Genomic DNA, 14090 nt, shown 5'->3' with positions numbered 1-14090 from the left:
ATTTGCAAAAAATCTGACAATTTATTATGTTTAGGGTGGACAAAGATAGGGTAAATGTATCTTTGTATAATTATTTAAGGGGGACGATGGAATATGACTACAGTATTACAAGCAACGAAGCGAGAAACTGGGAAACGTTCGTTATTAACCCAACTTAGAAAAGAAGGCCAACTGGCAGGTGTGCTGTATGGCTATGAAACTGAAACAACACCAATTTCGTTGGATTATAGAGACACTGCTAAAGCAGTTCAAACATATGGTTCAACAAGCGTGTTTAAAATTGAAGTAGGCGGGAAAAGAGTAAATGCAGTACTTACTGATATCCAGCGTGATGCACTAAAAGGACATGTGAAGCACGTTGACTTCCTTGCTATCAATATGAAAGAAGAACTCGAAGTGGATGTTCCAATCGCATTTATCGGAACTTCAGTTGGTGTAAAAGAAGGTGGAGTAATTACTCAACCTAACCATACATTGAAAATTAAAGTGAAGCCAAGTGAAATTCCAGACACAATTGAAATCGATGTATCCGAATTAGCAGTTGGTGAATCGTTATCTGTGGGTAATGTTCGTGATCAATTTACAGCCTTTACAATTGTAGATAATGATGACTATACATTAGCAACGGTAACACCGCCAGCAGCACCAGTTGAAGATGTTGATGCAGATGCAGATAATGTAACAGCCGATGATCTTGATGCAACGGGAGAAAAATTATCGCCTGAAAAACCAGGTAGAGAAAATTAAGCAATTGGACAGGCCGCTCTATTATATAGAGCGGTTTTTTAATGTAAAAAAATACTTCGACATACGAAAGAAAATAAGTATAATAATATGGAGATGAGTAAATATTAAGAAAAATTAGAGGACTTTATGAGAACACATAATGAAAAAATGAGTATTTACCATGGGATGGCATCTGCTGTTGCACAAAATACTTCAAACAGCTACATTCCGATTTTTGCAATGACGATTCTTGGTGCGACAAATTATCAGGTCGGGTTGATCAGTTCTTTGCCACCTTTAATTACATTGCTAATGACGTTGCCGGCTGCCATTTTACTAAACCGTGCATTCGAACAAAAAAGGCTCGTTGCTTTCTCCGTATTGGCAGCACGCTTTGTTTTCCTGCTAATTGCCTTTATTAGTTATGTACCAGGCAGTTTTGGTTCATGGTTGCTGCTTGGCCTGATTGCTGCGATGAGTGTACCGAATACGATGGCTAATATGGGCTGGCAGTCTTTTATCGGCAATATTATTGAGGAAACGCGTCGAGCGCAGTTTTTCAGTGACCGTAATCGCTTGCTGACAGTTGTAGGCCTATTTGTTACATTAACGATTGGCATTGTTATGAAAGACATGACCGCTAATCGGATAGCTTATCAAATACTATTTATGTTTACGTTCGTTGTCGGGGTTGTTGAACTGTATTTTTTATTAAAGCATGATGAACCGGCACGTGAACTGAATGTAGAAAAGAAACGTGCAATGGATTGGTCAATTTTTAAAAACAATAAATATGTCCTGTTTTTAATTGTTGCGCTCGTTTTTAACTTTGGCTGGCAAATGGCATGGGGTGTTTTTAATATTTATAATGTTCGTTATGCAGAAGCAACAATCTTCTGGATTAGTATGTTCAATGTGGCAAATATGATTGCCCAAATTATTTCGTTTTCTCTTTGGCGTAAATGGTCGCAAAAATATGGCAATATGAGTGTATTCGTCTGGGTTGCTTTTGGTATGTCGACAGCACCATTACTGATGGTTTTATCGACTAACCTGTATTATTTAGTCGCGATGTCCTTTCTTTCCGGTTTGTTTGTTTCAGGAACGGTTTTAATATTATTTAATTTATTGCTGGAAAATTCACCGCAGGAAGTCCGTACATATTGTATTACAACTTATAATGTGCTGCTGGCAGTCATCGCATTTTCTTCTCCACAGATCGGAATTTGGCTGCTCGAAACATACTCGATGGAAACAGCGATGTATTTATCGACAGCAGTTCGCTTTTTCGCAGCAGTAGGCTTCTTAGTGCTCTTCATTGTAAGGAAAATGCGCGAGAAATCATTGGCACAATACTAGAGGACGATACATACTTTTCAGGAGCATATATGATAAAATAAAGGCGATTAGAGAAAAAGGATGCGATTACTAGTGAAATTAATTATTGGTTTAGGAAATCCGGGAAAACCATATGAACATACACGCCATAATATAGGTTTTGATGTGATTGATGAATTAGCCAATCGGTGGAACGCACCATTAAATCAAACTAAATTTAATGGTATGTATGCAACGGTTCATCGTCCTGAAGGAAAAGTCATTTTATTGAAGCCGCTAACATATATGAACTTATCAGGAGAATGTGTTAGACCTCTAATGGATTATTTTGATATAGAAATTGAAGATATTATTGTTATTTATGATGATTTAGATCTGGAAACGGGTAAGTTAAGATTACGCGGCAAAGGAAGTGCTGGTGGACATAACGGGATTAAGTCATTAATTCAGCACTTAGGGACACAGGAATTTAACCGAATTCGTGTCGGAGTTAGCCGCCCGCCGGCAGGTATGAAAGTGGCGGATTACGTATTGGCCAAATTTTCAAAAGAGGATCAGCCAATTGTAAAAGAAGCTGTCGAAAAGAGCTGTGATGCTGTGGAGACAGCTTTAACAAAGCCGTTTTTAGAAGTGATGAACAAATTTAACGGCGCATAAATTAATCAAAATATGGTTAGACTTTAATATACATAAGTGTTTAAAGGAGGCCATGGGAGATGCCTGTACGCTACCGCTGTAGACATTGTGAGGTAGAGATTGGTACTTTGCCTTTCGATGCAGAAGAAACGGTTCAAAAGCTTCATTTGTTTGAAATAGGTGAAATCGATGAATTTATTAAAAAAAATGAGCGGGGAGAAACGACCGTTTACAGCATTTGTGAACATTGTGAAGATTCATTGCGTCAGTTTCCCGATTACTATGCGTTAAAAAGATGGTTACAGTAGAGGAGTTGCTTTGGTCGCATAAACTGCGCCAAGGCTTTTTCCATTTCCGTTTTCATTTATCGAAAAAGAGAAGGGGGACTAGACGTGGATACGATTCATCAAATATTTAAAAAAGATAAACAGATTGATAATATGATAGAGCAAATTCAAAAGAATCAAGCAAACGATCACCTTATTACGGGGTTAACGGGAAGTGCAAGACCCGCATTGATTCATACAATCTATCAAGAGACAAATAAATCGATTTATATCGTGTCCTCAAACCTATTGCAGGCGCAAAAGTTAGTAGATGATTTGACTGCATTAGTTGGTGAAGGGCATGTTCATTATTACCCTGCTGAGGAGTTTATCGCAGCCAATATGACGACTTCTTCCCATGAGCTGCGTGCACAGCGTATTGCTACATTAGGGCGTTTAGTCAATCAGGAACGCGGAATCTATATTATTCCGGTTGCAGGTATGCGCAGTATGCTAAGCTCACCTCAAAAATGGCTTGGATACGAACTTTACACTTCTTTAGGCCAAGATGTCCACATCAATATTTGGTTAGATAAGCTTGTCGAAATGGGCTATACGAGAAGTGAAATGGTTACAACACCAGGTGAGTTTGCGATGCGCGGCGGAATTTTGGATATTTATCCGCCATATGCACAAGATCCGATTCGTATTGAGTTATTTGATACGGAAGTGGATTCGATTCGTACCTTTTCCGCCGATAATCAGCGTTCAATTGAAAAATTAAATGAAATTAAAATTTTCCCTGCCACAGAGCTTCTTTTAACGAAAGAAGAGCGTATAAAACTTGCAGAACGCCTGGAAGTGTCATTGGCAGCTAGTTTAAAAAAGGTGCGCAAAAAGGAAACCCAGGAATTGCTCATGCAAAATATTCAACATGATATTGAGCTGCTGCGTCTTGGTCATCTGCCGGATCATATTGCAAAATATGGCTCGCTTTTATTTGAACAGCCGTATTTTTTAGGTGATTACTTTAAAGAGGATGGTCTTGTTTTATTTGATGAATTGGGCCGTATCCAGGAAGTAATGGAAGCCTGGGAACGTGAAGAAAATGAATGGTTTATTTCATTGATTGAAGGGGGCAAAATGCTTCACGATGTAAAGCCATCCCATTCATTAAAAGAAGTGCTTTCAATGCTGAAACAGCAGAAAATGTATTTCGCATTATTCACAAGAACATTTGCAGGCATTACTCTTAAAAAGACAATCAACATTTCCTGTAAACCGATGCAGCAGTTCCACGGACAAATTGCTTTACTGCAAAATGAAATTGAACGTTGGTCAAATGAAAAGTTCGTCGTGTTATTTACGGCCAATTCTGAAAGCCGGATAAAGGCGATGCAAAATTTACTGGATGATTATCATATTGCTTCAACAATCGGTTATGCTGATGAACCAGGTATTTATTTAGTCAATACGGCATTGTCGTCAGGTTTTGAGCTGCCGTTACAGAAAATAGCGGTTGTTACGGATGATGAGCTTTTTAAACAACAGGCGAAGAAAAAATCACGGCCACAGCAGATGACAAATGCTGAGCGAATAAAGTCATATACCGAAATTAAATCAGGCGATTATGTTGTACACGTACATCATGGTATCGGGAAATATATTGGCATCGAAACACTTGTTGTGAATGGTACGCATCAAGATTATTTGCATGTACGCTACCGTGAGGACGATAAGTTATATGTACCTGTAGATCAAATCGAACTGATTCAGCGTTATGTGCCATCAGGTGAAAAAGAACCGAAACTTCATAAACTCGGCGGCACGGAGTGGAAGAAAACACATAAGAAAGTTTCGAATGCAGTACAGGATATTGCGGACGATCTAATCAAACTTTATGCAAAGCGCGAAGCGGAAAAAGGTTATGCCTTTTCTCCTGATTCCGATGAGCAACGAAGCTTTGAGGCTGCTTTCCCATACGAGGAGACAGAAGATCAGTTACGCACAATCGCTGAAGTGAAAATAGATATGGAACGGGAACGTCCAATGGATCGACTTGTTTGCGGGGATGTAGGATACGGAAAAACAGAAGTTGCCATTCGAGCTGCATTTAAAGCTATTTTAGATGGCAAGCAAGTGGCCTTCTTAGTGCCGACTACCATTTTGGCGCAACAGCACTATGAAACGATCTCGAAGCGATTTGAAGACTATGCAATCAATGTAGGACTGCTTAGTCGTTTCCGCACGAAAAAGCAGCAGACAGACACGTTAAAAGGCCTAAAAGAAGGTACAGTTGATATGGTGATAGGTACACACCGTATTCTATCGAAGGATGTAGTATATCAAGATTTAGGCCTGCTTATCGTCGATGAGGAGCAGCGTTTTGGTGTAACACATAAAGAGAAGATTAAGCAGCTCCGGACTAATGTCGATGTACTGACGTTAACCGCAACACCAATTCCGCGTACACTGCACATGTCAATGGTAGGAGTGCGTGACCTGTCGGTTATCGAAACACCGCCACAAAACCGCTTCCCTGTCCAAACGTATGTAATGGAACATAACGGAGCGCTTGTACGTGAAGCGATTGAACGTGAAATGGCGCGCGGTGGACAAGTGTTTTATTTATATAATCGAGTAGAGGATATTACAAGAAGAGTAGAAGAAATTCAGATGCTTGTTCCAGATGCACGAGTTGCCTTTGCGCATGGCAAAATGACAGAGGCAAAGCTTGAATCGGTTATTTTATCGTTTATAGAAGGTGAGTATGATGTACTTGTCACAACAACGATTATCGAAACAGGTGTAGATATTCCAAATGTAAATACTTTAATTGTTCATGATGCGGATCGTATGGGTCTTTCCCAGCTGTATCAGTTGCGAGGACGTGTAGGGCGTTCGAATCGTATTGCCTATGCGTATTTTATGTATGAACGTGATAAAGTTCTTACTGAAGTGGCCGAGCAGCGTTTGCAGGCAGTAAAAGAATTTACGGAATTAGGATCAGGCTTCAAAATTGCGATGCGTGACTTATCGATTCGTGGTGCCGGGAATTTACTTGGTGCTCAGCAGCATGGCTTTATCGATTCAATCGGTTTTGATTTGTATTCACAAATGCTGGAAGAAGCAGTTGAAGAACGTCGTACCGGTGTGAAGAGAGAAGAGAAGCAAGATGTAGAGATTATGCTGCATATTGATGCTTACATTCCAGACGCGTATATTCCGGATGGCTACCAGAAAATCCAGATGTATAAACGGATTAAGGCGATGGAACGCATCGAGGATTATTTGGAAATTATCGATGAACTGCAAGACCGTTTTGGAGATTTACCGGTTGAAACAGAGCGTCTGATGCGCGTGGCCCGTATGAAAGTTTGGGCGAAAGAGGCAGATGTGCTTTCAATAAAAGAAAAGCAGCAGGTTGTATCTATTATTCTTTCAGAAGAAGGAACAGCCAATACAAACGGTGCGCAAATCGTTGAGCAATCAATGGAGTTTGGTCGTGCGGTCGGTTTTGGAATGGAAGGAACACAGCTGGTAATTACAGTAGATTACAATAAGTGCGGGAAACACCTGCCATTTGATGTAGTAGAAAAAATGATGCAAATTATTGCGTCTGCAAAAAAAAATTCATAAAAAAAGAGAGGAAATGTTAAAAGTTTGCGACTTTTAACATTTCCTCTCTTTTCGTTTGGATAAAGAGAATGAATTATAAGAAAGTTTGTTGCACACTATAATGTACTCCGTTCGAATAATTTAAGCGTTGAAGCAACTCTTCGCGGTTACGGTGTTCTTCGCGTATTTCTAATAACTGTTTTTCTCTTGTCGTGGAAGCAGAAACTAAATCACGCTGGCCATTAGGCTTTTCTAAGTAACGTTTAAAAATGCCGTTTTCAAATTTTGAAACAGCTGTAGACCGTTCCTTCGATAAATCCGGGTAATAGGCTAGATGTGTGCCTGCATAATATTGATGCTGGCGATATGCATCCGGTGTTGACGTAATACGATCGACTCTTACCATTACTGCACCTCCAAAAAGATTGTTTTATTTTGTCTATTGCCTTTTTCATAAAAACAAAACATAAAATGAAAGAAAACGTTGTAATTTCCCATAACAGATTTTAAAAAATAGGTACTTCATCATATTTGAATCAGCATATACGAAATATTATTTTATCCTTTTCGAACAATGCATAGTTTCATGTATTTCTTTCCATACTAGGAGCATCATGCTGTGAATTGATGGAAAGTGAGGGAACATGAACGATGAAAGCAACAGGAATAGTTCGCCGCATCGATGATTTAGGTCGTGTTGTTATCCCAAAAGAAATCAGAAGAACACTTCGCATCCGTGAAGGGGATCCCCTTGAAATTTATACGGACCGCGAAGGAGAAGTGATTTTAAAGAAGTATTCGCCAATTAATGACTTAGGCGAATTCGCACAACAATATGCGGAATCATTATTTGAAACATTAGGTACCCCGACATTAATAAGTGACCGAGATGAAGTAATAGCCGTTGCAGGCGTTTCGAAAAAAGATTATGTGGCGAGACGTTTAACAGTATTTGCAGAAGATATTATCAAAAACAGGTCACCTGTAAGTGAGAAGCTGGAGATGTCGATTGAACTTGTAGCAGGACAGTATGAACAAGTGAAATCGTATTGCATCGTACCGATAGTTTCGAATGGAGATCCGATTGGTGCTATTTATTTAATATCACGGGCCCATTTTATCGGTGAAGTCGAACAAAAAACTGCTGAAACAGCAGCCAACTTTTTAGCAAAGCAAATGGAAAACTAAAATCACTTCAAAACGTCCATATTAATGGGCGTTTTTTTAATTCCTCGCGTAAAATTAGCAAATGGTTTTCATGATATAATTAGTACATTGTATGAAATAGAGGAAGGAAATAGAATGACTTCGCAAAGTTATGGTATGAAAAATTATATGAAGGGCGCTCTTCTTCTGACAGTAGCGGCGCTATTAGTAAAAATATTAAGCGCCATCTACCGGGTTCCTTATCAAAACTTAGTAGGTGACCAAGGGTTTTATGTGTATCAGCAAGTGTACCCGTTTATCTCATTTTTTGTCGTATGGACATCAAGCGGATTTGCTGTTGCCATTTCCAAAATGCTCGCTGATATTGAAGGGCGTGGTGGTACATACGAAGAAAGACGATCTGTATCGCGCATTATTTTTTACTATTTAACAGCATTGGCCATTATCTTCTTCTGTCTGTTATTTTTTGGTGCGCAGCCTTTAGCTAATTTGATGGAAGATTCTCAGCTGGCAGGATTATTGCAAGTTGGCTCATTTATTACGTTATGTATGCCACTGCTTGCTGTTTTAAAGGGCAACTTCCAATCGGAAAGTAAAATGCAGCCCGTTGCCTATGCTCAAGTGTTCGAACAAATGATTCGGGTATCAATTATATTAGTCGGAACAATTGTGTTGCTGCAGTATACACAATCTGTTTACGCAGCAGGGAAAATGGCGATGCTCGGTACAGTTGTCGGGGAAATAGCAGGTATTGTTCTGCTGCTCTACTTTTTGAAACGGCAGTATCAGCCTTCAGGGAAAATAGTGCGTGTAAAAATTTGGCCGATTTTAAAAGAGGTCACATTATACAGTATCGCGATCAGTATGAGTGCGTTGCTATTATTATGCTTCCAGCTTGTAGATTCCTTTACGATATATAAAATGCTTGTCCAATCGGGAATGCCTACAGTAGAAGCGATGGAAGTGAAGGGGATTTATGACCGCGGGCAACCGCTTGTGCAGCTTGGAATCGTTATTGCTACATCTTTATCGCTGGCCATTGTGCCGCTTGTTGCATTAAAGGCAAATCAGCCTAATGGTCGCGGTGCAAAGCCGTTTATCCAATTAACTTTCCGGAGCTCCCTCATATTCGGAGTTGCTGCGGCACTCGGATTGATACTTGTTATGCCTTATGTGAATCAAATGCTGTTTAAGACGGATGCCTATTCAAATGTGTTGAAACTTTATTCGTTTCAAATTATTCCGTTATCGATTATTTTAACGTTTACAGCGATTTTACAGGGCTATAGCAAATTAAAGGGGCCTGCCGTTTTTTTAGGATTCGGAATCATATTAAAATGTATAGGGAACATTATTTTAATCCCTCATTATGATGTGTTGGGCGCGGCAATAGCGAGTAATATCGGTCTGATTTTTACAGCTGTTGCACTTATAATTTATTTAAAAAAACTAACGTCGATCTGCCTGGCAAATCGTTCGTTTTATAGAAAACTGGCCATTGCCTGCCTTGTCATGATCGTCGTCGTACAAGTTGCTGTTTACAGCTTAAACAGCTTGTTTACCGGCTTGTTTAGTCGCTTTGATGCACTTATTTACAGCGGTGTGCTTGTCATGCTTGGCGCAGGGACTTTTATTACAGCAGTCGCAAAAATGCGTGTATTAACTGAAAAGGATTGGTTTTTAATCCCGCTCGGCAGGAGAATGGCTGCATATCAACTATTGTTAAATCGAAAGAAGTAGGTGTATAACTTGAATCAATTAACTGTTATTGGCTTAGGAGCAGCCGATTTTGAACAAATGCAAATGGGTGTTTATAAAAAAATTAAAGCAGCCAAAAAAATATATGTCCGAACAGAGGACCATCCTGTCATCCAGGACTTAAAACTGGAAGGAATCGAGTTCACGAGCTTTGATGATGTGTATATTAAACATGGCTCGTTCGGTCCCGTTTATGAAGAAATTGCAATGCGTCTTATTGAGGCTGTAGCAAAAGAGGACATAATGTATGCTGTTCCGGGACATCCGCTCGTAGCAGAACAGACCGTCCAGCACTTAATTGAAGCGGACCGCAACGGGCAGATCAAGCTTGTAATCGAGGGAGGGCAAAGCTTTTTAGACCCGATTTTCGGCGCTTTAAAAATTGATCCGATTGAAGGGTTTCAGCTATTGGACGGGACGAGCATGTCTATCCATGATATGAACATGCGCCAGCACATTTTGATTGCCCAAGTGTATGATTCGTTCAGTGCGTCAGAAGTAAAGCTCACATTAATGGAAAAATATCGTGATGACTACCCGGTAACGATTGTTACAGCAGCGGGGTCTATACAGGAGTCATTGCGTACTGTGCCGCTTTATGAGCTTGATCAGGCAGCAGAGATCAATAATTTAACGACGGTATATGTGCCGCCTGTTCAATCTGATGAGGAGGCCTTACGGGACTGGACAACATTCCGTCAAATCATTGCAACGTTGCGTGGCCCTGACGGCTGTCCTTGGGATCAGAAACAAACGCATGAATCATTGAAAAAATACTTATTGGAAGAAGCACATGAGTTTTTAGCAGCGGTCGATGCCGAAGATGACTTTGCTATGGTTGAAGAGCTCGGCGATGTCCTTTTACAAGTGTTTTTACATGCTCAAATAGGGGAAGATAACGGGTATTTCACATTGGAAGAAGTGCTTGCATCGATCAGCGAAAAAATGATTCGCCGTCACCCGCATGTTTTTGGGAATGTGACTGCAGAAGATGCGGAAACTGTAGTAGCCAATTGGGAAGAAATTAAAAAGCAGGAAAAAGGCCATGTAGATGACGAACAATTATTAAAGAACGAATATAGTCCGTACTCATCACTTCAAACATCGTACAACTATCAGAAAAAAGCGGCGACAGTTGGTTTTGATTGGCCAAATGCTGACGATGCATGGGAGAAGTTTACGGAAGAATGGCAAGAATTCCGCGAAGAAATAACGCAAGGTAACGATATAAGCCGTACTGATGAATTCGGGGATGTATTATTCACACTTGTGAACATCGCACGCTTTTATAAAATTTCACCTGAAGAAGCGATGCTACATGCCAACGAAAAATTTGCACGTCGCTTTCATTTTGTTGAGCAAAGTGTAGCTAAGAGCGGCAAGAAGTTCAGTGATTTTACATTAGAGCAGCTGGATGCATTTTGGAATGAAGCAAAACAACTGGAAAAAGGGGAGTAATGGGATGCGCTTAGATAAATTTTTAAAAGTATCACGTTTAATTAAACGTCGAACATTAGCAAAGGAAGTAGCGGTGCAAGGCCGTATTACGATCAATGATAAAGTAGCAAAGGCAAGCAGTACCGTAAAAGTAGGCGATGAGCTGGCAATTCGTTTCGGTCAAAAAATTGTAACGGCACGTGTCGAAGAAATCCGCGAAAATGTGAAAAAAGAAGATGCATTAAAAATGTTCACGATAATAAAAGAAGAGCGATTAGAGAAAGTTGAACCTGAATTTATTGATGATGAAGAATAAGAATAGGGCATGACCAACTTTTTGAGTCATGCTTCTTTCCGTTGGTGCATATAGTGTACAACTATAAGCTCAAAGGGGGACTTGCATTGACTATTCATCAAGAAAGCGCACGTTATACCATTTCGTCAGGAGATCACTTAGTAACGGTACGTAATCGTAAACGGATGGACATGACATCTGTTAAAAGTATCGAACGATTTGATCAGGAAGAATTTTATGTGAATACATCACAAGGGCATTTATTGATTCGTGGTGAGGAACTGCGTATTGTTCATTTAGATGTGGACAAGGGATTACTGACGTTAGAAGGGGAAGTGAAGCAATTCCAATACGATGAAAGCGAGAGTGGCTTATCGAAAAGTTTCCTTCATAAATTGTTTGGATGATGATGAGTGCGCAGCTTATAAGCATTCTTGTCATGTTTATAAGCGGAGTTGCTGTAGGTGCAATAATCGATTGTATCCGCATTAATGTAAATCGTATCCCTCTAAAAAATATTCGACGTATTACCTGGATTTTAGAATGGATAGTCTGGTTAATACTAGGGGTTACTACGTTTTATTTGTTATTTATAGTAAAAGGAGGGCAATGGCGGGTAGTTGATCCACTTGCCCAAATCGCCGGAATTGCAACTTATGAATTGCTGTTCCAAAAAATTATCCGCTTTGTTGGAAGAGTATGTATAAATTTATTTGTGAAGCCGGTTATTTTTATTGGACATGTAGTAGTTAAACTGGTTAAAAATATTATAAAACTAGTAATAGGGATTGTATTATTTATTTGCCGTCCCTTTATTAAGTTTTTCAAGAAATATTTGTTAAAAAACTTTAAAACACAGCAGTGAACTCGTATAATGATAACAACTATTGATTGTGAGGGAGGAGACGGAAATGGGAAGAAGAAATGTGCAAGAAGAGCTACATAACCATAATGTCCAGTCGTTGAATAACGATTATGTCCGCTCAAATCCGCAAGCAAAAGCTCAAATTAAAGCAAAAATTGCTGTACGTCGTCGCAGAAGATTAGCAGTATTTTTCATTTTAGCAACTGTAGTAATAGCCGTATTAGTAAAAGCGAACATGGTCCAAAGTGATCGCCTCGCCGCGAAACAAGAAGCGAAAGCCGCGGTTGAAGAACGATTGGAAGAAGCGCTTCACAGACAAGAGCTATTGAATTTGCAGATTGCGAAGCTGGAAGATGATGAGTATATTGCGAAGCTGGCAAGAAAAGAATTTTTCCTTTCTGAAGAAGGCGAAATTATTTTCACAATACCGAATAAATCGGACAAAGAAAATAAAGACAAGCCTGAAGATGACAAATAATATTGTAAAACGCGTTATATAAAGAAAAATGTGACTTTGAAATTTAATAAAAAACCAGTCAGTATTGTAATTTCGTGATAAAATTTCTGGTATTAATTGCCTTTAGGTAGAGTGTCTTGTTGACACTCTTTTTATGTTAGCTATAATTAGAGAAGAAGCTATTGAACAAAAGTTTCATTATAATTGATAAATGGCTTTTCAATCGAAGAGTCTCTTAAAATTTAAGGAGGAGCATTTTTTTTATGTCAATTGAAGTAGGCAGCAAAGTACAAGGTAAAGTAACAGGAATCACAAATTTCGGTGCATTCGTTGAGCTTCCAGATGGGAAAACAGGTTTAGTTCACATTAGTGAAGTGGCAGATAACTACGTAAAAGATATTAACGAGCATCTTAAAGTAGGCGATGAAGTCGAAGTTAAAGTGATGAATGTTGAAGCGGATGGAAAGATTGGTCTTTCAATTCGTAAAGCAAAGCCTCAAGCTGAGCGACCAGAGCGTCCACAGCGTCCTCGTCGCGAAAACAACCGTTCTAACGATCGTAATGATCGTCAACCAAAAGAGAACTTTGAACAGAAGATGGCGCGTTTCTTAAAAGATAGCGATGAGCGTTTAACTACATTAAAGCGTGCAACTGAGTCTAAGCGCGGTGGCCGTGGAGCTCGCAGAGGATAATTTTGCTGGCTGTTTGAACGTAGAAAAAGTGTCAAATAGATAAAGCGATGGATTGTAAGTGCAAAACTTACAATCCATCGCTTTTTTTCGTAAAGAAGATATAGGGGTCCGTAATTAGATCATTCTTTTTCAGAGTTATGCTTGATGAGCACACGGATAAGGGTAACAAAGCAAAAAATGCCTCCAATTAAACCGATTGCAATCATAATTATTTGTAATGGGAGCGGCAAGTTTGTCAATATGACGCCTCCAACGACTAGAAGCATGCTAATACCGCAAAGAAAAGCTAAATATGTAAAGTTTTGCACCAAAGAAAACGCCTCCTCTTATTTAATAAGTATAATGTATAAGGGAGAGTGTGTGTCACGAAATTACAGAATACGAATAGAGACAAAAATAAAAGCCGCCTAGGAATACTAAGTTCCTAAACAGCTTTTGAGATGACCCGTACGGGATTCGAACCCGTGTTACCGCCGTGAAAGGGCGGTGTCTTAACCACTTGACCAACGGGCCTATAAATGGTGGCGGCAGAGGGAGTCGAACCCACGACCTTTCGGGTATGAACCGAGTGCTCTAGCCAACTGAGCTACACCGCCAAAATTAACAACAAAACTAATAATACATTGCAGTCTATTTAGTGTCAACACTATTTTTTTGTAATTTCCACTATCATAATACGCATAAAGTTACTTTGTATTATTTTTTGTAATTTCTACTAAAAAACGCGTAAAAACGCGCATATTACCGTAAAAAAACCGTCGAACAATTTTTTGACGCCAATCCTACAAACAGACAAATTTCACTTTTTCAGCTTTATATAATAGCGTTAAAAAGA

The 14090-nt window shown here is 39.4% G+C and carries 15 protein-coding genes and 2 tRNA genes; 13 read left to right on the top strand and 4 right to left on the bottom strand.

Annotated features, from left to right (window positions below; translation table 11 throughout):
* Window positions 1-93 precede the first annotated feature (93 nt).
* From M3166_RS18125 to mfd, 5 genes are all read left to right on the top strand, one after another.
* The gene (locus M3166_RS18125) at window positions 94-747 is read left to right on the top strand and encodes a 50S ribosomal protein L25/general stress protein Ctc (RefSeq protein ID WP_251691545.1); all 654 of its coding nucleotides are present in this window, start codon (window positions 94-96) and stop codon (window positions 745-747) included.
* 126 nt (window positions 748-873) lie between these two features.
* On the top strand, window positions 874-2085 hold the full coding sequence (locus M3166_RS18120; protein ID WP_251691543.1) for an MFS transporter: 1212 nt from the start codon (window positions 874-876) through the stop codon (window positions 2083-2085).
* A gap of 72 nt (window positions 2086-2157) precedes the next feature.
* Entirely contained in the window at window positions 2158-2721 is a 564-nt protein-coding gene (gene pth, locus M3166_RS18115) for an aminoacyl-tRNA hydrolase (RefSeq protein ID WP_039967424.1), read from the top strand.
* A 59-nt stretch (window positions 2722-2780) separates the two neighbouring features.
* Window positions 2781-3008, top strand: a complete 228-nt coding sequence (locus M3166_RS18110; RefSeq protein WP_079523129.1) for an anti-sigma-F factor Fin family protein — start codon at window positions 2781-2783, stop codon at window positions 3006-3008.
* An 84-nt stretch (window positions 3009-3092) separates the two neighbouring features.
* On the top strand, window positions 3093-6605 hold the full coding sequence (gene mfd / locus M3166_RS18105; RefSeq protein WP_251691541.1) for a transcription-repair coupling factor: 3513 nt from the start codon (window positions 3093-3095) through the stop codon (window positions 6603-6605).
* Window positions 6606-6678: 73 nt separating this feature from the next.
* On the opposite strand, the gene M3166_RS18100 is transcribed toward mfd, so the two are convergent.
* Window positions 6679-6990, bottom strand: coding sequence for a hypothetical protein (locus M3166_RS18100; RefSeq protein WP_251691539.1), 312 nt, complete (start codon window positions 6988-6990; stop codon window positions 6679-6681).
* A 245-nt stretch (window positions 6991-7235) separates the two neighbouring features.
* On the opposite strand from M3166_RS18100, the gene spoVT reads away from it, so the two are divergent.
* The 8 genes from spoVT (at window position 7236) to M3166_RS18060 (ending at window position 13255) form a co-directional block, all read left to right on the top strand.
* Entirely contained in the window at window positions 7236-7772 is a 537-nt protein-coding gene (spoVT, locus tag M3166_RS18095; protein ID WP_251691537.1) for a stage V sporulation protein T, read from the top strand.
* 114 nt (window positions 7773-7886) lie between these two features.
* Window positions 7887-9491 carry a putative polysaccharide biosynthesis protein gene (locus M3166_RS18090; RefSeq protein ID WP_251691535.1) on the top strand — a complete coding sequence of 535 codons (1605 nt, stop codon included), beginning with the start codon at window positions 7887-7889 and terminating at the stop codon, window positions 9489-9491.
* Window positions 9492-9500: 9 nt separating this feature from the next.
* On the top strand, window positions 9501-10967 hold the full coding sequence (gene mazG, locus M3166_RS18085) for a nucleoside triphosphate pyrophosphohydrolase (RefSeq protein ID WP_251691533.1): 1467 nt from the start codon (window positions 9501-9503) through the stop codon (window positions 10965-10967).
* 4 nt (window positions 10968-10971) lie between these two features.
* On the top strand, window positions 10972-11262 hold the full coding sequence (locus M3166_RS18080) for an RNA-binding S4 domain-containing protein (protein WP_079523123.1): 291 nt from the start codon (window positions 10972-10974) through the stop codon (window positions 11260-11262).
* Window positions 11263-11348: 86 nt separating this feature from the next.
* The gene (gene yabP / locus M3166_RS18075; RefSeq protein ID WP_008408271.1) at window positions 11349-11648 is read left to right on the top strand and encodes a sporulation protein YabP; all 300 of its coding nucleotides are present in this window, start codon (window positions 11349-11351) and stop codon (window positions 11646-11648) included.
* Window positions 11649-11650: 2 nt separating this feature from the next.
* The gene (gene yabQ, locus M3166_RS18070; RefSeq protein ID WP_251691531.1) at window positions 11651-12106 is read left to right on the top strand and encodes a spore cortex biosynthesis protein YabQ; all 456 of its coding nucleotides are present in this window, start codon (window positions 11651-11653) and stop codon (window positions 12104-12106) included.
* A gap of 46 nt (window positions 12107-12152) precedes the next feature.
* Window positions 12153-12584, top strand: coding sequence for an FtsB family cell division protein (locus M3166_RS18065; RefSeq protein WP_251691529.1), 432 nt, complete (start codon window positions 12153-12155; stop codon window positions 12582-12584).
* A gap of 242 nt (window positions 12585-12826) precedes the next feature.
* Window positions 12827-13255 (top strand): S1 domain-containing RNA-binding protein, encoded by a 429-nt coding sequence (locus M3166_RS18060; RefSeq protein WP_008408265.1) that lies wholly within the window; start codon window positions 12827-12829, stop codon window positions 13253-13255.
* 119 nt (window positions 13256-13374) lie between these two features.
* Here the strand turns inward: M3166_RS18060 and M3166_RS18055 are convergent, their stop codons facing one another.
* The 3 genes from M3166_RS18055 to M3166_RS18045 form a co-directional block, all read right to left on the bottom strand.
* A complete protein-coding gene (locus M3166_RS18055; RefSeq protein WP_251691527.1) occupies window positions 13375-13563 on the bottom strand; it encodes a sodium:potassium antiporter in 189 nt (62 codons plus the stop codon).
* A gap of 133 nt (window positions 13564-13696) precedes the next feature.
* Window positions 13697-13768: transfer RNA gene (locus tag M3166_RS18050), tRNA-Glu, on the bottom strand.
* Window positions 13769-13774: 6 nt separating this feature from the next.
* Window positions 13775-13851, bottom strand: a tRNA-Met gene (locus M3166_RS18045).
* Between the last annotated feature and the right edge of the window lie 239 nt (window positions 13852-14090).

Source organism: Solibacillus isronensis (genome assembly GCF_023715405.1).
Lineage (GTDB): Bacteria > Bacillota > Bacilli > Bacillales_A > Planococcaceae > Solibacillus > Solibacillus isronensis_B.
This window is presented reverse-complemented; position numbering and strand designations above follow the sequence as displayed.

Bases quoted from the DNA above. Each gene is read 5' to 3' on its own strand.
- yabQ (WP_251691531.1), top strand. From the start codon at position 11,651: ATGAGTGCGCAGCTTATAAGCATTCTTGTCATGTTTATAAGCGGAGTT.
- M3166_RS18110 (WP_079523129.1), top strand. From the start codon at position 2,781: ATGCCTGTACGCTACCGCTGTAGACATTGTGAGGTAGAGATTGGTACT.
- M3166_RS18100 (WP_251691539.1), bottom strand. From the start codon at position 6,990: ATGGTAAGAGTCGATCGTATTACGTCAACACCGGATGCATATCGCCAG.
- M3166_RS18120 (WP_251691543.1), top strand. From the start codon at position 874: ATGAGAACACATAATGAAAAAATGAGTATTTACCATGGGATGGCATCT.
- spoVT (WP_251691537.1), top strand. From the start codon at position 7,236: ATGAAAGCAACAGGAATAGTTCGCCGCATCGATGATTTAGGTCGTGTT.
- M3166_RS18065 (WP_251691529.1), top strand. From the start codon at position 12,153: ATGGGAAGAAGAAATGTGCAAGAAGAGCTACATAACCATAATGTCCAG.
- M3166_RS18090 (WP_251691535.1), top strand. From the start codon at position 7,887: ATGACTTCGCAAAGTTATGGTATGAAAAATTATATGAAGGGCGCTCTT.
- M3166_RS18060 (WP_008408265.1), top strand. From the start codon at position 12,827: ATGTCAATTGAAGTAGGCAGCAAAGTACAAGGTAAAGTAACAGGAATC.
- M3166_RS18080 (WP_079523123.1), top strand. From the start codon at position 10,972: ATGCGCTTAGATAAATTTTTAAAAGTATCACGTTTAATTAAACGTCGA.
- M3166_RS18125 (WP_251691545.1), top strand. From the start codon at position 94: ATGACTACAGTATTACAAGCAACGAAGCGAGAAACTGGGAAACGTTCG.